Annotated in this window: 23 protein-coding genes and 1 pseudogene; 12 read left to right on the top strand and 12 right to left on the bottom strand. The window is 52.2% G+C overall.

Annotated features, from left to right (window positions below):
* Positions 1-48: 48 nt before the first annotated feature.
* Positions 49-1233 (bottom strand): FMN-dependent L-lactate dehydrogenase LldD, encoded by a 1185-nt coding sequence (lldD, locus tag NKJ21_RS26060; protein ID WP_064171091.1) that lies wholly within the window; start codon positions 1231-1233, stop codon positions 49-51.
* 379 nt (positions 1234-1612) lie between these two features.
* Here lldD and NKJ21_RS26055 point away from each other — a divergent pair, with 379 nt between their 5' ends.
* Entirely contained in the window at positions 1613-1810 is a 198-nt protein-coding gene (locus NKJ21_RS26055) for a hypothetical protein (protein ID WP_004203090.1), read from the top strand.
* 316 nt (positions 1811-2126) lie between these two features.
* On the opposite strand, the gene NKJ21_RS26050 is transcribed toward NKJ21_RS26055, so the two are convergent.
* The 11 genes and pseudogenes from NKJ21_RS26050 to NKJ21_RS26000 form a co-directional block, all read right to left on the bottom strand.
* Entirely contained in the window at positions 2127-3377 is a 1251-nt protein-coding gene (locus tag NKJ21_RS26050) for a site-specific integrase (protein ID WP_223359241.1), read from the bottom strand.
* Positions 3374-3589, bottom strand: coding sequence for an excisionase family protein (xisR, locus tag NKJ21_RS26045; protein WP_012967855.1), 216 nt, complete (start codon positions 3587-3589; stop codon positions 3374-3376). Before xisR ends, NKJ21_RS26050 begins: the two co-directional genes overlap by 4 nt.
* A gap of 64 nt (positions 3590-3653) precedes the next feature.
* On the bottom strand, positions 3654-3893 hold the full coding sequence (locus NKJ21_RS26040) for a DUF4060 family protein (RefSeq protein WP_004184543.1): 240 nt from the start codon (positions 3891-3893) through the stop codon (positions 3654-3656).
* 7 nt (positions 3894-3900) lie between these two features.
* Entirely contained in the window at positions 3901-4209 is a 309-nt protein-coding gene (locus tag NKJ21_RS26035) for a hypothetical protein (RefSeq protein WP_226330347.1), read from the bottom strand.
* Positions 4210-4349: 140 nt separating this feature from the next.
* Positions 4350-4817, bottom strand: a pseudogene (locus tag NKJ21_RS26030) (DUF550 domain-containing protein); the annotation flags it as partial.
* The gene (locus tag NKJ21_RS26025) at positions 4810-5163 is read right to left on the bottom strand and encodes a hypothetical protein (RefSeq protein ID WP_004184539.1); all 354 of its coding nucleotides are present in this window, start codon (positions 5161-5163) and stop codon (positions 4810-4812) included. The gene NKJ21_RS26025 and the pseudogene NKJ21_RS26030, both read right to left, overlap by 8 nt.
* A 34-nt stretch (positions 5164-5197) precedes the next feature.
* The gene (locus NKJ21_RS26020) at positions 5198-6286 is read right to left on the bottom strand and encodes a RecT family recombinase (RefSeq protein WP_050887835.1); all 1089 of its coding nucleotides are present in this window, start codon (positions 6284-6286) and stop codon (positions 5198-5200) included.
* A 12-nt stretch (positions 6287-6298) separates the two neighbouring features.
* On the bottom strand, positions 6299-9577 hold the full coding sequence (locus NKJ21_RS26015; protein ID WP_254733352.1) for a RecE family exodeoxyribonuclease: 3279 nt from the start codon (positions 9575-9577) through the stop codon (positions 6299-6301).
* Between the two features lie 137 nt (positions 9578-9714).
* A complete protein-coding gene (locus tag NKJ21_RS26010) occupies positions 9715-9870 on the bottom strand; it encodes a YdaE family protein (protein WP_023282477.1) in 156 nt (51 codons plus the stop codon).
* An 8-nt stretch (positions 9871-9878) separates the two neighbouring features.
* Positions 9879-10070: a YebW family protein gene (locus NKJ21_RS26005; RefSeq protein WP_254733350.1), complete on the bottom strand. Its 192-nt coding sequence runs from the start codon at positions 10068-10070 to the stop codon at positions 9879-9881.
* Positions 10071-10586: 516 nt separating this feature from the next.
* Positions 10587-11339: a LexA family transcriptional regulator gene (locus NKJ21_RS26000; RefSeq protein WP_023282478.1), complete on the bottom strand. Its 753-nt coding sequence runs from the start codon at positions 11337-11339 to the stop codon at positions 10587-10589.
* A gap of 41 nt (positions 11340-11380) precedes the next feature.
* On the opposite strand from NKJ21_RS26000, the gene NKJ21_RS25995 reads away from it, so the two are divergent.
* The 11 genes from NKJ21_RS25995 (at position 11381) to NKJ21_RS25945 (ending at position 20099) form a co-directional block, all read left to right on the top strand.
* Entirely contained in the window at positions 11381-11614 is a 234-nt protein-coding gene (locus tag NKJ21_RS25995) for a hypothetical protein (RefSeq protein WP_023282479.1), read from the top strand.
* 17 nt (positions 11615-11631) lie between these two features.
* Complete coding sequence (locus tag NKJ21_RS25990; RefSeq protein WP_254733339.1) at positions 11632-12168, top strand: toxin YdaT domain-containing protein; 537 nt, start codon at positions 11632-11634, stop codon at positions 12166-12168.
* Positions 12169-12296: 128 nt separating this feature from the next.
* Entirely contained in the window at positions 12297-13091 is a 795-nt protein-coding gene (locus NKJ21_RS25985) for a ParB/RepB/Spo0J family partition protein (RefSeq protein WP_160124519.1), read from the top strand.
* Positions 13092-13108: 17 nt separating this feature from the next.
* Positions 13109-13990 (top strand): hypothetical protein, encoded by an 882-nt coding sequence (locus NKJ21_RS25980; protein WP_254733337.1) that lies wholly within the window; start codon positions 13109-13111, stop codon positions 13988-13990.
* A gap of 2 nt (positions 13991-13992) precedes the next feature.
* Positions 13993-14742 carry an ATP-binding protein gene (locus tag NKJ21_RS25975; RefSeq protein ID WP_039103883.1) on the top strand — a complete coding sequence of 250 codons (750 nt, stop codon included), beginning with the start codon at positions 13993-13995 and terminating at the stop codon, positions 14740-14742.
* 7 nt (positions 14743-14749) lie between these two features.
* Positions 14750-15085: a DUF977 family protein gene (locus tag NKJ21_RS25970; RefSeq protein WP_254733335.1), complete on the top strand. Its 336-nt coding sequence runs from the start codon at positions 14750-14752 to the stop codon at positions 15083-15085.
* Positions 15078-15515: a hypothetical protein gene (locus NKJ21_RS25965; RefSeq protein WP_254733333.1), complete on the top strand. Its 438-nt coding sequence runs from the start codon at positions 15078-15080 to the stop codon at positions 15513-15515. The genes NKJ21_RS25970 and NKJ21_RS25965 overlap by 8 nt, the downstream gene beginning before the upstream one ends.
* On the top strand, positions 15515-15772 hold the full coding sequence (locus NKJ21_RS25960; protein ID WP_032423781.1) for a hypothetical protein: 258 nt from the start codon (positions 15515-15517) through the stop codon (positions 15770-15772). Before NKJ21_RS25965 ends, NKJ21_RS25960 begins: the two co-directional genes overlap by 1 nt.
* Positions 15769-17817, top strand: coding sequence for a DNA cytosine methyltransferase (locus NKJ21_RS25955; protein ID WP_254733331.1), 2049 nt, complete (start codon positions 15769-15771; stop codon positions 17815-17817). Before NKJ21_RS25960 ends, NKJ21_RS25955 begins: the two co-directional genes overlap by 4 nt.
* A 153-nt stretch (positions 17818-17970) precedes the next feature.
* Entirely contained in the window at positions 17971-18414 is a 444-nt protein-coding gene (locus NKJ21_RS25950; protein ID WP_004179624.1) for a GNAT family N-acetyltransferase, read from the top strand.
* Between the two features lie 551 nt (positions 18415-18965).
* On the top strand, positions 18966-20099 hold the full coding sequence (locus NKJ21_RS25945; RefSeq protein ID WP_165459201.1) for a tail fiber domain-containing protein: 1134 nt from the start codon (positions 18966-18968) through the stop codon (positions 20097-20099).

Below are 20099 nucleotides of genomic sequence, written 5' to 3'. Positions count from 1 at the left end.
TTGCCGGACCTGGCCGATAAACGCGGTCAGGCCCGGCCCTGGGCAGCGTCAGGCGGGTAAGGATACCGGCACCGCATGAGTGCGATGTTGATCCTGTTCGAGACGGTCAAGGCAATCGAGGCTGATGGCCGATGGCGAGGTCGCGCCGGTGAGGGTCATGGTGACCTTCATATCCTCGGCAAATAAGCGCAGCAGATGCGCCACGCCCGCTTCGCCCGCCGCGGCCAGGGCATAAATATAGGCCCGTCCGAGCAGCACGCCCTTCGCGCCGAGGGCCAGCAGGCGAATGACGTCCACGCCGGAGCGCACCCCGGAATCAGCAAGCACCGTCAGATCGTCGCCGACCGCATCCACCACCCTTGGTAGCGCCCGGGCAGTGGGGATGGCGCCATCGAGCTGTCTGCCGCCATGATTCGACACCACAATGCCATCGGCGCCGAGGCGCACGGCATTGCGCGCATCGTCGGTATCGAGGATCCCTTTGATGATTAATTTCCCTTGCCAGCTGTCGCGGATCCACTCCAGATCGTGCCAGGCGATGGACGGGTCGAAGTTGTTGCTGATGAACCCCATGTAGTCGTCCATGGTCATTTTGTGGCCGGTGTAGGCTTCGATATTACCGAACGACAGGGGCCTGCCCGCCAGCCCGACGCTCATTGCCCAGCGTGGATGAGTACAGGCCTGGAGATACTGTCGCAGGGTGGCGTGCGGCCCGGACATGCCTGATCGATTATCCCGATACCGCGAGCCGGGGATCGGCATATCGACGGTGAATACCAGGGTTTTCATGCCGGCGGCCCACGCGCGCTCCAGCGCATTACGCATGTAGCCGCGATCTTTCAGCACGTACAGCTGGGACCAGAGCGCGCCGCTGGCCTGGCTCGCCACCTCTTCAATGGAGCAGACCGACACCGTGGACAGGGTGTACGGGATCCCGGCGCGGGAGGCGGCGCGGGCCGCCTGAACTTCGCCGCGGCGGGCGTACATCCCGGTGGCGCCGACCGGCCCCAGCGCCACGGGCATCGCCCATGAAGCATCAAGGATCGTGGTGGCCAGCGTCGGTTCGCCCGCCCCGCACAGCACGCGCTGGCGAAGGGCTACCGAGGCAAGCTCGGTGGCGTTGGCGTTCATGGTATTTTCCGCCACCGCGCCACCGTCGATATAATCGAAAAGGAAGCGGGGCAGACGGCGACGAGCGGCTTCGCGATAATCGCTGGGGGCTGAAACAATCATTATTATGTCCTTATGTCTTTTAACCTAAGTGGATGTTCTGCAGGCAAAAAAACTATAGGCTTCTAAAAACCGGTGGGGAAATGAAATATTAGCATCCCAGCTATTCCCTGCTGGAATAATCTGGTTTTATCGCTGAGGCTGTTATTTCCTTTTTTTACTCTTCGGCGCGCGCGTTATTTTTATTTATTTCCGCGCAACGTGAAGCTGGCAAAATAAAGACCCGGTATGAGGCGACAGCGCTTTGCGCCATCGCCACCAGGGGGAAGGAGAGGTCAGCGCGGCGTCTGCGTTTTCCGGGAGGTGTAAAGAAGATGAATTTGAAATTGAGCTGGTGGTATCTTTTGCTAGCCTTTCTCTGGAGGACAGACGGAGCGACACCATGAAAGATAAAGATGAACAAACGGCATTGATTGGCATGGCCATCGGCGCGGCGGTCATTAGCTTAGTGGCTACACAGAAGCAGATTAATCAGGGGAGTATCGTGGATGAACTGGTGAGACTGGGCAGACAGAAGGGGGACGGGGTGGAAGATGAGGTTTTTGTTCAGGCCGCCCGCCTGGTCAGAAAAGGCACCTAGCCAACCGCTACCCTGCCTGGCAATCCATTTACCCGTTTCATCACAGTTTTCATTCCCTGGATCGCGGCCTGGCGAGCGGCGATTGTTGCTTTCTGAAAGCGTCACGGACTGGCGCTTTCTTATCCTGAACCACAGGCCCTGCGCCTTCTCGGCCTTGTTGGCCTTTAGGTGACGCTGTCACTTTTCCTTCTCCAGGCTGTGCGATAAACAGGAACCGGGTCATCTGCTATTGCATAAATCGGTATTAACTTTACCGGTTTGTTTTAAGTTATTGATATTATTTCAAAATTTTATCATGTTTTTAGTCTTGGGGGCATTATAGGGACATCTTTGCGAATTTGCTATCGAGTAGCCCGACCTGATCTTCGTCCATATCGCCAATCCATTTTGAATAAACGGTATAAACCATTTTGGCATTTTCATGCCCCATTTGGCTGGCAATGAACGAGGGATTTGCTCCGGCAGATAAAGACCAGCATGCATAGGTATGCCTTGACTGATAAGGGTCGCGGCTTCTCAAATTCGCAAGCATCATCCCTCTTTTCCAGCTGTAAGATATTGAACCTCGGGAATAGAACCCGGCCTTACTCTTCGATTGAGGTTTTGGGCGAAACACGAAGCGAAGAGCCTGCTGCTCAGATTTTCCTATCTCCCTGTGATGGAAAACGATATTAGTCGCGTCAAGATGACCAGTTAGCTCAAATTGTTCCCGTAATGCTTCGAGCGCTGGTTTTAGGAGAGTGATTGTACGGACACCAGCCTTAGTCTTTGGCGGGCAAAACGTTCCCTTTTGCGTGACGTTTCGGCTTACGTAAATCTTCCCGTTTTGGAGGTCTACATCCTCCCAGGCGAGCGCACAAATTTCACCGTGACGAAGTCCTGTAAAAATCGCAACCCGCCAAATTCTTGCGTGATATTCCGTAATTGCGTTAATAAATAGCTCGTACTCATCTTGAAGCAATGGATCCGGAACGGTTTTTTCCTTTTTTAATGGACGAATATTCTCGTAAGCCGCATGGGATACAAACTTGCTCTGGTGGGCAAACTTGAGCATCAGACATAGCGCATTAATGCGAAAATTTACCGTACTAACGGCCCTGCCAGTCTTGTTCAGCCAAGGGGAATCATCGTGGATAACAGCGCCGTAAAGAAGCTCTCTACGGCAGGCCAGGATGTCGTGGTGCTGGATATCTTTAATTAGCGTGTTTTTACCGATGATCCGAGTGAGGACCCTCAGCATTGATTTTAGATTGAAGTAGGATGACTCTGCAATCTCAAGCCTTTTATTTTCAAGGAAAAGATTGCAGAGGTCGTCAAATGTTTCTACCGGTTGAACCTCCCCGCCAAATGTCTTCGATTTCGACTCAGGGAACCGACTTGCATATTCGAAAGTCCCCATTTGTATCTCGCCAGTTATTGCAGCTCTAAGATTTCCTGCTTTTTTGATGTTGGCATTGTTAACAGTCCATCCCTTGAGTGTTTCCCTGCAGCGTTTGCCGCGAAAGAGAAACCAAATCCTGATTTTTCCATTGTGAATTTCTACACCAGTAGGTAATGCCGTCATCATGCGTCCTGTACGAGCTGATTTATCTTGGGTAAGTTGTACCAAATGACAGCGCGCTCTTTGCATGCGCCTTCTGTCTGGGGGAGCCTTTTGAAATGGACGCCTTCGATCCATGATCCAAGTCGATAACTTTTTATCTGCCTTTGCGTGAGTCCAGTTCTCTCGGTCAGGCGAGATTCAACGATCCATTCTTCATTAAAAACGACCTGTGCCATAAACACCTCACAGGCGGCAGACCGAGTTTAAGCTGGCCTGCCGCGTCGAATTGATAATTCGATATCAGGAAACCTGACCGGGTAAATGCCGGAGCCGCCGGGCGCAGTTCATGGCCGTGGCCACGTAGCTGCAATTCCTATTAACGACCTCAACAGTGATTTTTGTGCCCTGAACCACGACGGTATAGGTCCGCTTCATTTTCTGCCGGCCATAATCGCCATAAAGCTCAACATGTTTTGCCAGCGCGGCATCGCACGCCTGGCGGCCCAGCGGTGATTGTTTGCTTCGGTTAATCAGTCGCATATTCACCTCACACAAAAACATCAACTGGGTCGCCAGCTGCGCGCGCGTTGTCGTTCGCTTCCCGGCGGAGGCCGAGAACATAGCCAACGGGATCCCAACAGGACAGGATTGCATTAAGTTCTTTCTGGCTGTGCCAGGTTGTCAGGCGTTTTTTAAGCTCGGTGGCGCAGGCACGCACGTTCGCCCGGGTGGGGCCGGCCATCTTCATGCACAAGCACAATGTCAGAAGCAGATCCGAATATTCGTCGGCGGCTGCGCGCAATGCTGCCGGGTCGATGCTGGCTTCCAGCTCGGGCAGGCGGTTTTTCAGGCTCATTTGGCACCTCCCTTACGACGAAGAGCCATTCTCAATCTGTTTTTCTCCAGTCTGGCTTTGCGTTGTGCGGGCGTTTCACGTTCGCGAGCGCGCGCATTTGATTCACGATTACGGCGGCGCCTGGCGTTGAGTGATTCGTCTTCGCTTCGTAAATGCATCCGAGGTTCCCCGTCCTTTGGCTCGGGCCAATGGCGCGCCTTATTTACCGCGAGCTTATCGATCATCGCTTGGGTAATCTGCTCGTCAGTGATTCCCGCTCTGCGCTGGGCATCCCACATCAGGAACTGCATATCAGCCCATTCGCTGTGGTCGTTAGGTTCCGCGGCAGCTTCAAGCGCTTCTATGCTGAGGTGTTTCAGTGGGCCAGCCGGACCAACATTGCCGAAGGTGGCATGTGACCATTCAGCGTGTTCTCCGCGAACCTGATTGCGAGCAAATGAGAACTCCCCCATCAGCGCTGCCAATGCGATTTCAGTAATACGCAAATACATGGCTGCGCGGGACGGATTGCTGAATTCACCCTCTTTTAAAAACCTCGACATTTCCGCCACGTCAGCACGGCACACGGCGATTAATTGCTCATTAGTGAAGGCGGCGATATCAGTCATTCCAGGCCTCCAGCTCGTTCTCTATTTCGTCGTCTATTTCGTCGTTGGTGGCTTCTTCATTCAGGTAGTCGCGAGCTTCTTTGAGATAATGCTCTCGACGCCAGTCGTACCATGCTGAGAACTCTGGCGACCAGCCATTCCTGTCACCCACATCAGCGAAAAAATCGTGCATTGCGTTGTTGTAGGCCAAGTTTTCAACCATGCAATACGCCGTAGTCAGTGCCGCCTCACGGATGTAACCGCGGAGATCGCGCTTGTGCCAGTAGGGGCTATATTTCGAATCGCAGCGCCCTTTGAATTCAACTTTCCAGCGGCGTATGCATCGTGCGTTAAGTGATTTGCTCATATAGTTACCGGGAGGGCGAACCCTCCCGCCTCCCTTAGCCCACGTATTCCGGTTTCATGTCGTCCAGGGTGATGCGGAACTGGTCATACAGTTCATCGCCCAGGTAACGTTTGGCGGTATTGAGAACACCTTCGGCTTTAGCAAACGATTCTGCGGCTTCCGGATCTCCAGGATTTGGCAGTGAATTGATAGCCGCTTCCACCCGGTTACGGTGATCAGCCAGGTGATATTGACGAACGGCTTTATTTTTCAGTTCCGTGTATAGCGCGGTACCAAGTGTTGGTTTTTGGGTTTCGATGTCGCCACGGATTGCGCTTGCCTGGTCGACTGTCACTGCTTTTTCAATGCGGTCACGCAAATCGTCGGCTAACTGATCGATATTTTTGGTTGATTCCTGTGCACTGGCTGATGTTCCCGCACTGCTGGCAATCTCATCAATGGTGACCCTTTCAACAGACGAGGGGTTGATCACCTTCTCCTCACGCTCATCAATTTCATCGGCGGTATAGACACCGAGGATCACATCCGGGCAGTACAGTCGCGCCCAACGTTTAACGGCGAGATAGGCCAGTTGCTGGCGGGGGTCGCTCGCCCACAGTGTAGAGTTGCGGACTTGTGCCTGCGAAAGCATCAGCACAAGCTCGCGAGGTTCTGATTCTCCTTTGAGGGTTGCCCAGGCGCGAACGCCCACGCCAGCTTCATCTTTCAAATTCCAGCCTGGTGCGATGTACTTTTTGTTCTGGCTGCTTGTCTTCTCCACGAAGCGTCCAACGATGTTTTCCCATGCCCCAAACCATTCAAAGTGAATACGGTCTTTTGTCGGAGCCATGGTATTGATCACAGCGTTAACCAGTTGCGCTTCATAACCAAGAACACCTGAATTACCAACGATGAAAGTCTTTTGCGCTACAGCGAAAGGATCCATTCCCCAGCGCGCGGCCTGCATCACAACAGCCATGCACGCATCTGGTTTCCCTCGATAATGCTCAGGCACGAAGTTGCCACTATTGGCCATTACTTCCGAGAGCGTGCGCAGGCGGTTGAACAATTCACCGTTCGTCAGGATAGAAACGTTGTCGATCTTCTGGGTCTGGTTTTCAGTAGTTGCGACTAAATTGGACATTGTTGTTCCCCCTTATGCCTGTACGCGCAGCGCTTCGAGACGGCGCACATCAAAATCGTTAAGTTCTTCGGCGTAATCCTCAGTGATTGGCGCCGGCCATTCGCCAGTGTCGAAACCGTTCGCGATCGCGCGCATAGCTTTGCGGTATTCCAGCATGCCGAGTTCCAGCAGTTCTTCGGATGCCTCGATGATGGCGATCCAGTGGTAGTTCTCGTCTTTGTTGACGAATATCCAGAAGAACTGGTCAAGGGCTGCAGTTTCGCAGTACATAGCCGCGCTCAGGTGGTAATCGCGCTCGATGATTTCCCGGTGCAGTTTCGCGCGTAGGCCTTCCTGCTTGATGTTCCACATGCTGATGGTTTTAAGGTCTGCACCGATGCGCAGGCCGCCCATGTCTATCTCAAGGTCAGGACGCACGCGAACTTCCAGCCCAGTTTCCTCATCAATGCCGAAATAGCTCACCTCGACGGCACGGCTCGGGTGCGTCAATAACTTGCCGGCGGTCGGGTGATTCAACAGCGCTTTCTGAATGGCCAGTGCCGTAGCCAGCTGCTGGCGGGTAACCAGCACTTTTCCTTCCGGGTTCTCGCGCCATGCATCCAGCAGCTCATCGGCAAACACGGCAACCGGTTTAACCGATTTCACGGCCTGAATCAGATCCGCCTTAGTGCCTGATACTTTCAGCGGCTGCGGCTTCTGTGCTTCCTGAGCAACTATGTCAGGATTGATAATCGCCAGTTGTTCCAACATGGCATCACGACTTCCGCTGGTTTTAACTGGTGAGGGCTTCTGCATTTCCTGAGCAACCAGATCCGGATTAATGATTGCCAGAGTTTCCATCAGCGTTTCCCGGCTGCCACTGGTCTTGAGCTGTGGCGGCAGGGTGGCGTTAAATTCCTTGATACAGGCTTTCATTGCAGATGCGGTCTGTTTCTGGCCTTCTTCAATGCGCTGGAAATCAACTGGCAGAGACATGTAGCTCTGTCCTGTTTCGTTGATATCGTTCCCCAGAGCGGTCTGCGCTGGCAGACTAGCGTTGTGTTCTTCAATGAGTGCTTTGATCTCATCGGTGCTGAGGGGGGCGATCAGGCTGGCGTTGTGCGCCTCCAGCAGCGCCTTGATGTCGTCAGCACTCAACAGCGGCGGTAGCCCGTTGTTGTATTCGTCGATAAACGCGCGGATCGTCGCCGTCGTGGTGAAGGCGCCTTCCGGGATTTCCGGCTCGATGCTGAATTCTTTTTCCAGCTGCTCAGGCTGCAGCGCCAGTGCATGCACCAGGTTGCCCATATCCAGAACAGGGGAGCGTACCTTCTGGATGGTTTTGGATACGTGGCGCGCCTCGAAATACATCAGCGATACCCGGGCATCTTTAACCATCGTGGAGCTGATGCCGTTAGCGGCGTGGTAGACCTCATTTGGCACGCCTTCATATCGACCAGGCTCGAAATACTCCGGCCATGCTGGCGCTGCTTGTTCAGCCTCTTCCTCTTCATCGCTATGAGCACTCTCGGAAACCTGGCTTTTCAGCACTTCGGCGGTAAGATCCGGGCAGCGTTCAGCCAGTATTTCTCTCATGTTCACGGCAGTTGTTTGCGCAGGAGGTTCATCAGCGCCTTCGCCTGCTGATACCGCATTATCATTTTCGTCTTCGACCGGCTGAGCCGTTTCCATCTGCACATTGCTGGTGGTTTCCCCGGAATTAGCTGGATGTAATTTTTCTTCTGCAGCGCGCTGGCGCGCCTGGTCCACGATAGAAAGTGCTGGTGCTGGTGCTGGTGCTGGTGCTGGTGCTGGTGATGTCTGGCTATCCATCAGACCATCAATCGAAAAAACACCATTGCCCATGTTTGAAACTTCAGGCTGTTTGGGCTTGGTCAGGTCTTCGGTTATCCACTTCGGATCCGTGGGGTCACTGATACCTTCGACATATTCGCCACGTTCGGCGGCCAGAACCTGATTAGCGTCAGGTCGTTTCTTTTGAGCTTCTTTCACAAGTTCGGTGCCAATTACCTGAAAGTCAGTTGGGAGAGTTTCCAGGTCAGGCACATCTTCATCTCCATCGATAGCCTTTTTCACAGCGTCCAGAGTGACGGCGGCAGATGAAACATGACCGGCTTTTTCAAGCGTCTCAGCAGAAAGGGCATCATGTTTATGCTCGGTCAGATTCGCATTGATATAGGTCTGCAGACTTACCGGGAAATGGTGAATATCGCTGGTGGCGCCACGAATAAGGGCAAAAATCGCTGCGCGGGAATAATCCAGGATGCCTGCGACCTTGCGCAGCGCTGCAGACCATTCCTTGAACGGACTTTCTTTCTTCTGGACTATCTCTTTGGCCCGGCGGTGAATTGATGCTGGGAAATTGTAGATATCGAAATCCATCGGCATTGTGGCCAGAGCTATTTCTACATCGAGCGTATCAAGGGTATGGGTGTAGTCAGGATTGCGATCGGTTTTATTACCGCCGCCAGCATTCGTACCTGCATCAGTTTTCATAACTGAAGAAATACAGTTACCGGCAGCCCATTCCCTGGTGAGAATGCCGCGGTCAATCGCGTTCGTGGCGAACCACAGCTTTGCAAACTGGATACGCTTGCCGAGCTCATGCCGTTTCCCTTCGGGGAAGACTTTTTTATTGGCACTTGTGAATTTCCAGAGTGCCGGCATATCGTATTTTTTGATTTCAGGGATATTCTCGGCGGCCAGAATCAGATCCTGGACGGCAGCATTATCAGTGTCCATTTCAAGAACTGACAGCTCCTGCCGGTGAGGCATGCTGATATGATAAACGTGACTTTCTTCGGCCATATACTGCGCCAGCAGCTGAGCGCGAAAGGGGAGTTCTGCCACGTTAAAAAGCGCGCTCGAATCGTCCTGGTATTCATCGCTACCGAAAGTTTCCACGGTCTCACCTTGTGCCGCGTCGCCAGTAGTATTGGCATCAACCAGCACGCCACTAACGGGCTCAGCGGATACTCCGGCATCATCGATGTGATGATCCGCAGGCGCCTGACCTGGCTTAAGAGTCCAGGTGCGGCCATCGTCGCCGAGCTGGTAGCGTTCGCACCATGAGTAATCGAGAACACCTTCTGCCGGCAAATCATTGAATACCGGGAAATCGGTGCGAATTGGTTTTTGATAGTCTTTTCCGCGGCCTGTTTCGATCCCAGCGTCTTCCAGATCGACGTCCAGCTGCAGAAGGGCGCGAGCTTCTGATTTATTAGTGCGCCAGATTACGGCATCAGCTTTACCCGATTTTTGAGTCGCTTTTATCAGATAAAAATATTCCATGTGATAGCCTCTATTTTGGATGTAGAATCCCCCGGGCCATTGGTAGCGCCCATTCAGGGTGGTCATTGGTTTTGGTAATTTCCGGTGTAACTTTGGTCGGTGGCACCGGACGTACAGCCCGCTTCGGCGGGTTTACGTTAGCCCTCGTGAGCCATCTGGTCGTGAGAGGCGCAACGTTCTGAGCAATACTCTTTTTCTTTCCGTGCGAGCTGGTTCCCCTGGAGATATAACAGGGTGCTTACTACTGGTTTTCCCTCGATCGCTTTACGGCAGTAACCGCATTTTTTCTGCATTCTTCCCCCTACATATGCACCGTGAACCCGGCCGGATGCTCGTCCAGTACACCTTTCAGCGGATAACATTCAGCTTTCACGTGTTGCTCTTCTGCAGCTGCCTTGCAGTCATTCTCACTGTCGTAAACGCCGAGCAGGACATCCTGATGACCGCCCGTCAGCATGCTGACGGTGAGAACCAGGGCAAACATCGTGCTCATGAAGGGGCTCCTTTTTGCGCGAGCATGTAGCACACCCTGCGGATGAAAGCTGACAGCGGACTTAAACGAACAGCCTGCTGACGAGCGGGTTTGCGTGCGAAATCATTCATTGAAATATCTCCTTTAGTGCGCTGATAAGCGCAATCCAGATGAAGGGCCCAATTACTGCCGAAATGACCATGGCTCTGATGCCGTGCTTGCTCATTTCAACCTCAGCCATTACGTGGCCAGCGGAACAAGAAATACTTCTGCGCTTAATGTAAGACGGTGGATGGCCGTCGGTTGTTATCACCGAGTCTTCTCGGCTTGACTCTAATTACTACATATCTGTGATGTTGCAACGTGGTAAATTTAGCGTGTCGCTAAATTCAACGCAATAGCAAAATGCTAAATTATTTGGTGTGTTGTTTTAGCGTATTGATTAATAATGGATTTAAGTTCTGTCGATAACGAGGAGGGACATTGAGGAGACAAAAAAGCCCGCGCAAAGGCGGGCTAAGGTGTCCAAATAGGAGTTTAGGGAATATTCAGAATTTTAGCGTCAACGACAACCCCAATGATTTTGCAGTTGCCGTTAACTTCGATCATCGGATAAGCAGGATTAAGGGGTTTTAGAAAGCGTCTGCCAGCATCGATAACTAGTTTCTTAAAAGTAGCTTCATTATCGCCATCTAGTTTGGCAACAACTAATTTTCCATTTCGAGGCTCTACTTCAGGATCTACCAGAATAGCAGCCCCTTCAGGTATGCTCAGACCTGCAGGAGAGGTCATTGAATCTCCTTTTACATCCAGCCAGAAGGAGTCCTCAGAGCATACAACAGTCGTATCGTACCAACGATCGATCGCTCGTCGGTGATATGGTTCTACAGCTTCCATCCATTGCCCCGCGCTTACCCAGCTGATTACAGGATAACTTCCTTTCGTCTCATTCAATCCTCGAAACGAAACGTTCGAAGATGTTTCTTTGGCATGTAAAACATCCATCCAGCCAAAAGGCAGATTAAGCGCAGACTCAATTTTGCGGGCCATCTTATCGCCAATATTGCGATGAGGATTTGGACCCAGAAGCTGGCTAAGAGCTGCCGGGCTTGTCTCAATGAGTTCGGCGAACTGTGCCTTTGTCATTCCAGACTCGCTCTGGCGCTTCTCGTACAGAGATTCCAGGTTGGCTTTTCTGATTTCTTTATTTTCCATCCCTGCATTGTTGTCGTTTTTAGCAAAATGATAAATGCGCAAATTGCTAAATGTTGCTTGCGTAGTATTTAGCATAACGCTAAACTCCAGGATTGTTGACTCAACCGGAGACACCAATGAGTACAGAACTACACCGCTGGCGTAAGGGCGCCACAACTGACGAATGGGCACAACTAGCGAAGCTGGCGAATACGACCCCGGGCTATCTGGATCAGATTGCCTACGGTAATCGCCGTGCATCTCCCGAAATGGCATCCGCAATTGAAGATGCTACAAGATTTTTTCACAGCCAGGCCCCGGTGCTCAAAGAAAGCCTTGTATTCGTCACTCCACGTAATACGGCACTCTGAACATTAAAGGGAAAATCATGCGTTCACTTACCTATCAACAAAATACCGGATTTAACACCGGTGCCTTGATAAAGCGAAATCAGCAGAGAGAGTTAGATCACGACGGTATTCGCTCTGCCGTTCGCGCCTGGGCAGCAGCTGAAGGGCAGGATGTTGTCTCGGCATACATCATCGATGAGTGGCGACAGCAGGGCGGCGGGGATATCAACTTTCCTGATGACATCAGCCGTGCCCGACAGAAGCTTTTTCGCTACCTGGACAACCCGGCCGAGTCTGAGCGCTATCGCGAGTACGTTCGCCTTCTTACACCGGCAATCATGGCCGTTCTTCCGCTGGAGTTTCGCTATCGCCTGATGCCCGAAGACAATTTTATGTCCCGTCTGGCTCGTCTGGAAAAAGAAACTAGCGAAGCAAAGGTTGCCGTTGCTATGGGGGCACCACGCCATCAGAAGCTGAAAGAACTGAGCGAGGGAATTGTCGAGATGTTCCGGATAGACCCGGAGTTAACAGCACCACTGATGGCCATTGTCACTTCAATGCTGGGAGCTTTGTAATGGGGAATATCAAAAAGGTGAAAGCCGCGGTGCTGCAACACCTACGGCTTTCGTTGCGAATTAACTGGATCAATTCACAGGGAAAATTATGAACACGAACCAACTGAATATCAATAACGAGGGTGCCCATGGCTAAAAATTCTATCGACGCTTATGGCGCCAGCGGCAAAAGCAATGTTCTTTTTTTCGAACCTGAAAGTTTGCATCTGGTTACCGATACAACACACCCGCTTTACGATGAACGAGTACACCTACCGCTTAATGAAGCTGTGATCCTCAACATCATGGAGCTTGGGGTACTCGAACCGATTATCGTGTGGAAGGACCCAGAGACAGGGAAAACATGCGTGGTTGCAGGTCGGCAGCGCGTAAAGAACGCAATGGAAGCAAACGCCAGGAGAAAGCAGGCAGGGCTGGAACCCTGGCCGGTACCCGGTATAGCTAAGCGCGGCTCAGCAATTCAAATGGCCAAATACATGGTCAGCGAAAACGAGATAACTCAACCAGATACCCCACTGGGCCGGGCCAAAAAAATGGTTCAGCAGATGGAATACGGTCATGACGAAAATGACATTGCCCTGCTTTTTGGCTGCAGCGTAAAAACGGTCCAGGCAACCGTGGCTCTACTAGATGCTACGCAGGCCGTCCAGGCGGCGGTTGAGGCTGGAAAAGTCACTGTCACTCAAGCGCGTCAGCTGGTCGATATGCCACCGGAAAAGCAACGGGAAACGGTCAAACAGTTAGAGGCAGCGGCAGAGGGTGTAACTGGCCACGAGAAAGCTCGCCGCCAGCGCGCTGTCCTCGGCGACACAAAGCCTCGTCTCAAATCCCGTAAGGAAATCACCCAGCAACTTCAAACCGCCAGCGGCGAATACGCAGCGGCTTTGCGGTGGGTGCTTGGTGATGAAAACACACCAGTTTAAGCAACAACGGGGTCTCTATGCGTGATTACGGCAAGGTGCATACATCATTTTGGATAAGCGATGGAATGCGCCGGGTATCGGATGATGCCAGGTTGCTGGCGCTGTACCTGCTCACCGGGCAACACACGAACATGATTGGGTGTTTCCGGCTGCCTGATGGATACGTTTCGGAAGACTTAGCCTGGACTCCTGAAAGGGTTTCGAAAGGGTTTGATGAGCTATCGGCTAACGGTTTCGCAACGCGTGATTCGTCATCGAAATGGGTGCTAATTCGTAACTTTCTGACCTGGAATTCAGTTGAAAACCCAAACCAGGGAATTGCAGCACTGCGTTTGTTTGATCAGGTCCCGGACACATCTACGGTTAAGCCAGAGCTGGCGCGGGTTTTAGCCTCGGCAATATCCCACATCGGCATCGCAAAACTAAAGGGTTCCGAAAGGGTTCTCGAACCGTTCCTTAACCAGGATCAGGAACAGGATCAGGATCAGGAAGAAGATAGTTCGGGGCATGGCTTCGCCACACCCCCAGACGATCAGAACCAGGACGAAGGCGATAAACCTGATCCCCAAAAAATATACCCGAATGATTTCGAACAGGTCTGGTCGGTTTATCCCAAGCGGGCAGGGGGAAACAGCAAGTCAGATGCTTTCAAAGCCTGGAATGCCCGAATCAGGGATGGAACCACTACGGCGGAAATCTTCGCAGGAGTGGTGCGTTACGCGGCTTTCGTTAAAGCCGAGGGAATCCTCAACACGCAGTACGTGAAACAGGCGAAAACGTTTTTTGGCCCTGGTATGCATTTCAGCGAACCGTGGGCGATTCAGCAGGCGCCAGGCGCACGAGATCCCAATCAGATTTCGGAACCTGACAAAACCATCCCATCGGGATTCAGGGGGTAGCGATGAAAAACATGATTGGTACCGGGAATGCACTGGAGCGACTGAAAAAACTCATTCCCCCTGGCGTTCAGCCAAAATTCGGCAGCGTTGATGAATGGCGTGCCTGGCAAGCCGAAGAAGGCCGTAAGTGCTGCGAGGAACTGGAAAAACAAAACCAGCGCGCACGTGCAGAGAAAATCTTTGGACGTGCTGGAATTCAGGATCTGCACCGCAGCTGCACATTCGCTAACTATCAGGTTGAGTCGGATGGCCAGCGTCGGGCGCTCTCGATGGCGAAAAGTTATGCGCAGCATTTCGGCTCTGGGTTTGCGAGTTTCGTATTCAGCGGAGCGCCGGGCACCGGGAAAAACCATCTGGCGGCAGCAATCGGAAATCACCTGCTGGCTGGTGGCCGCTCTGTGCTGGTGGTGACTATTCCTGACCTGATGCTACGTGTTCGCGAGTGCTATGACGGCGGGCAGTCAGAGGCGTCATTGCTGGACGATTTGTGCCATGTGGACCTGCTTATTCTGGATGAGGTGGGTATTCAGCGCGGAAGCAGCGGTGAAAAAGTCATCCTGAATCAGGTTATCGATCGCCGGCTGTCCTCCATGCGACCTGTCGGCATCCTAACCAACCTGAACTATGAATCGCTGAAGGAAACACTGGGTATGCGGATTCTTGACCGTCTCCAGATGGACGGCGGTATGTGGGTGAATTTTGAATGGGACAGCTATCGCAAAAACGTGCGTCATTTGCGTGTCGTTAAGTGAGGTATGTATGGCTAGAGCATTGTCAGCAGTTGAGCGCAGAGAGTACGTCCGTGCAGTGATTCGGATCACCAGGCATCAGGGGCGCCTTACGACCACCGAGGCAATTAAAAAACTGGGGCTGAGCCGCGCTACTGTCCAGCGGTATTTTTCCGAAGCAGAAGCGACTGGCGAGGTTGTCCGGCATGGTCGTTTGGGGCTGTTCCGCGATCAGCGGGCCGTCATCGACTTTGACATGAAGCGTTTTGGCCTGGTGCCGAAAGTTGCTGTTGGGATGAATTACAGCCTGCTTGGCAGTCCTGTTTTTCAGCGAGTTTTAGATGTTCAGGAGGCTATTCATGACTAATAACACCGAACTGACTAGCATACAAAAAAACGCAAATATTCACCGTTTGTCCAGACTCATTGCCTACGCATCTAACGACGAATTGCGGCAAATGGCTGTTGAAGTTGAGCATTACACGGATCAGCTCATAGAGGGGCTGGAGAAGGCGCAGGGGATGGAAGCCTACTGGAAAACTCAATGCCGGGGGATAACAGACCACTGCGAGGAGTTGCAGGCGCGCATCGCCGAGCTAGAGCGCGAACAGGAGCACCTTCGCCCGGTAGGTGTGATGAGCGAGAAAGCATTTCACCGTCTTGAAAACAGCGAATGTCGCTTTATTGCGTTGTGGCCGCGCCCTGGTATCTTTTTGCCGCGCAAGCGCCCCGAGGACGGCGTGATCGTTTATGCGCGTACAGTTGCTGCCGCTGGCATCAAGGTGGAGGCTGAGTGATGGACTCTTCACTGGAATACGCCTGCAAACGCCTGCAGGAACTGGAAAGCCTACTGCTGGTGGATGTGCCTGAAACAGTATGGCCAGCGGAAGTCAGCATGGTCTTCGCTCAGATTGAAAAAGCCGGGACACTCCCGGCGCACCACCAGCGCCGACTGCAGCACCATATCAACCGTATGTGGCTGGAAAAAATGCCAGTACCGTCAATTATCGCCGCGGCTGGTTCGCTGGCCTGTGCCATGGAGAAATATGCGTGAAAGATAGCGAAATCATCGTTGATAACTTTGCTGGCGGCGGCGGCGCCTCGACGGGCATCGAGCTGGCGATTGGGCGCAGTGTGGATATTGCGATTAATCATGACCCGAACGCTGTAGCGATGCATACCACCAATCACCCGGACACACTGCACTATTGCGAATCGGTTTACGAAGTCAGGCCAAAGGTCGCGACTGCTGGCTGCCCGGTAGCGCTGGCGTGGTTTTCACCAGATTGCCGTCACTTTTCAAAGGCGAAAGGAGCTAAGCCGGTAGAAAAGGCAATTCGTGGGCTGGCGTGGGTCACTCTTCGCTGGGGGCTGGATGTTGACCCTCGTGTGATGATGCTGGAAAACGTTGAAGAATTTAAAACGTGGGGTCCGCTTATTGAAATCCCTCCGAAGCCAGATTTACCTCATGAAATGATTGGTAGTTTTATTGGTCCCGTTTACCCTGGCTACAGCCGTCCGGACCCGGCGCGCGTCGGCGAAACATTCCGGGCATTTGTCGACATGCTGACAACCGGGATCCCGGCGAACCATCCAGCGCTGGCTGAATGCTGCGAGTTTCTGAGCATTTCGCTTGATAGCGAAGATGCCGCACGGTTGGTAAAAGGGCTGGGATACATCGTTGAGTATCGAGAACTGCGCGCTTGCGACTTCGGCGCACCGACGATTAGAAAACGATTCTTCATGGTCATGCGGCGGGACGGTAAGCCGATAGTATGGCCGGAGGCCACTCATGGAGATCCGAAATCACCGGCGGTGCTGTCTGGCAAATTGGCACCATGGCGCACAGCTGCAGAATGCATCGACTGGTCAATCCCAGCACCGTCGATTTTTGGACGCAAAAAGCCGCTGGCGGAAAACACACTCCGGCGCATTGCTCGGGGAATTCAGCGCTTTGTTATCGAAAGTGCTTCGCCGTTCATCGTGAAGTGCAATCACACAACGACACGCGGGAAATATGACTGTTTCCGGGGGCAGGCACTTGCGGATCCGCTGCAGACGATTACGAAAACCCACGGCTACGCAATCGCGGTACCTCATCTGACAAAATTCCGCACCGGCGCCACAGGGCAGCCAGTTACCGATCCGGTACCGACAGTGACCGCCTGCACGTCCAGACGCCCGGGCGGGAATGGGCATGCGCTGGGGATTGTTGAGGCAGGCCTTGTCCCGTTCCTCGCTGGCAACGGTGGCAGTGAGTACCAGGCGAAACCACGGCCGCTTGATAAACCTGCTCACACCATCCTGAAAGAGTCGCGAGCCTGCGTAGTCTCTCCAGTTATCGCCAGGCAGTTCGGCGCCAGTGTCGGGCATAGGGCTGATGAGCCAAGCGCGACGATCACAGCTGGTGGCGGCGGTAAATCGCAACTGGTTGTGCCGACGCTCATTCAAATGGGATACGGAGAGCGACCCGGTCAGGCGCCTCGCGTCCCCGGACTGGATAAGCCGCTGGGAACCGTTGTTGCTGGTGGCGGGAAACATGCTGTAGTTGGTGCATTCCTGGCAAAACACTACGGCGGCAACTACACCGGGCCCGGTGTGGGGCTGGATAAGCCTGCGCATTCAGTAACGACTGTCGATCACCACGCCTTAGTCGCTTCTCATCTGGTTAAGCTGCGCGGTACTTGCCGTGACGGCCAGTCTACTGACGAGCCGATGCCGACTATCACTGCCGGCGGCCAGCACGTAGGGGAGGTTAAAACGACTCTGGCGGTTGAGGACTATGACGAAGAGCGCGCACAGCAGGTGCTGGCGTTCCTGCAGCAATACTGCGGGGAGGATAGCACCGGGCTGGTGGATATCGGCGGAGTGACTTACCGCATTGTTGATATCGGGATGCGAATGCTGCAACCGCATGAGCTTTACCGGGCGCAGGGGTTCCCGGAGTGGTACATCATCGATCAGGATTACCGCGGTGTGAAGTATGCGAAGGATAAGCAGGTTGCACGCTGCGGCAATGCCGTTCCGCCCCCATTCGCTGAGGCGCTGGTGAGGGCTAATTTGCCGGAGATGTGCCTGAAAAAAGACATTGCAGCATGATAAAGCCCGCTTCGGCGGGTTTTATCTTTTATGGCGAAAAATTAATCCAAGAGGAGAATGGGGGGGCGAAAAGTGAACTTAAGCCCACAAAAGGACAAATCGGAAAAATTATTTGTAATACAATTATACACTCATTAGTTATGAGGTTTTTGTATGAAGATTTACCAGGCTCAACCACATGATGTGGATACTATCCTTCCCCTGTATCTCGGGTACCGTCGTTTCTACGAGGTCGAAGAAAATGCCTCGCAGGCCAGAGATTTTATTCTCAAGCGCCTTCAGCTTAATGAGTCCGTGATCTTTTACGCCGAGGTTGATGGGAAAGCGGTAGGCTTTACGCAGCTCTATCCTTTATTTTGCTCTCTTGAGATGAAACGTATTTGGTTGCTTTATGACCTTTTCGTTGATGAGTCAGCTCGGAAGCATGGTGTGGCACACAAACTAATCTCACGTGCTGAGCAACTGGCGAAGGAGAGCGATTCGGCATTTATTATGCTTAGTACCGCTACAGATAACATCCGTGCACAGGCGTTGTATGAGCGTAATGGATTTGTGCGAGATACTGAGTTCTTCGTGTATAACAAGTTTCTGAAATAAATGTTCGATGTAGCCATAATAAAGTGGTTAGTTAATGCCTGGCGGGTTAGCTCACTACTTGAGTATGGCGTCAATGCAACTTACCCAGTGGTAGTCGTCTCTTCTAAACTGCCAGACTATACAACTGGATAGCCTTCTACTTTCAATTTTGCCAAAGTTGACAGAGAGAAATGGTATGGCAGCATGAGAAAACCCGCTTCGGCGGGTTTTTTATTTCTATGTTGTTAAGCATTCCTCATCAATAGACCTCCGAGTGGCACTCTCTCGGCATGAATTATGTCAAAGATAGGTTGACTACTGTCTGCTGCAACAGTGGCCGCAACCCTCCAACAGATTGCTCTCACCTAAATGCTCGATACTTAGCGCTAAAGAACACCAATATGGGGTTAACACTCAGTGGCTTACATCTGCGTTTAGCTAAAGAGCCGACTCGCATTCAGATGCTGAACCGACGTTGACGAGTTGAAAAACCAGGTGTATAACTACTGTATAAATACACAGCTGTGTATTTATACAGTAGTTATTTTTAGCAATCGACAAGGAAAATGGAAATGGTTGATCAAAAAATCAATGCACAAGTTTTAAGCGGTGTTAACGAAGATATTTTGGAAATGAAATCACTGACTACGTTGCGTAAACGTGTTGTAACTGATGGTGAAGTGGTTTCTAAATCTCAGAATGCTTTTCGTCTGGCAGGGGGGAACACGGGAGTCATCTTGCGCAATGACGGGAATGATTTTTATGCACTGGTAACCCCTGATGGGCAGGCGCAAGATGGACAATGGAATACCCTTCGCCCACTGTCTTTTAACCTCAAAACCGGTCGTGTCTCTTTACGCAATGGAGTGGATATTTCTGGCGGTACAATCATTTCCCATAATGCGGGAATTACCGCGCAGACCACTGGCCCAGATCCGCTTATCAACGGCCAAACCTATCGGGCTCCGGATATCCACACTGATTTTATCACCGGTAAAACAACAACCACTATGCTAATGAGCTCTAGAGCTCTCACCGGTCAGGAAGACTATGGGTTAATTTCCTATCGGGATATGAAGGGGAATTGGAATGAACTCCAGTTGAAATCTGGAGCTGAGTTGACAGCAGGCCAGTTGACAAAGCGCAATACTGAGGGATGGATTAAAGCTGCAGGTAATCGCAGAGTAAATAATGACAAAGACAGTAAAACCAATGGCTTATGGATTCAGGGGGCCGGGGATTTATCAGCTGACTTCTATCACTATGAACGTATTGGCCAGCACCATTTCCTTGGTCTGCATGTAGCTAATGGCGGAGCGCAGGGTTGGTATGAATTCCGTAATGATGGTCATGCCTATACTAATGGCGCCTGGAACAGTAGCTCGGATGCGCGAATGAAAACCCAGGTTGAGAGAATTGATGATGCTCTTGATAAGCTCAATCGTATTAGTGGTTACACCTATCTGAAACAGGGGGTTAGTGAAGCAGGCGTTATTGCTCAGGAAGTGGAAGTTGTGCTGCCCCAGTCTGTTAAACAGACAGAACTGACACTTAATGATGGCAGTGTGCTTTCGGATGCGCGAAGCATCAATATCAATGGCGTAGTGGCTCTTCTGATAGAGGCTCTCAAAGAAGAGCGTTCGCTTCGACAGGCACTTGATACTCGTCTGGCTGCACTGGAAAAAAACTCTATGGAAGGGCAATGA

Source organism: Klebsiella sp. SWET4, from assembly GCF_024296565.1.
GTDB classification, from domain to species: domain Bacteria; phylum Pseudomonadota; class Gammaproteobacteria; order Enterobacterales; family Enterobacteriaceae; genus Klebsiella; species Klebsiella variicola.
The sequence above is the reverse complement of the archived record's forward strand: the minus strand, read 5'-3'. Positions and strand labels throughout refer to the sequence as shown.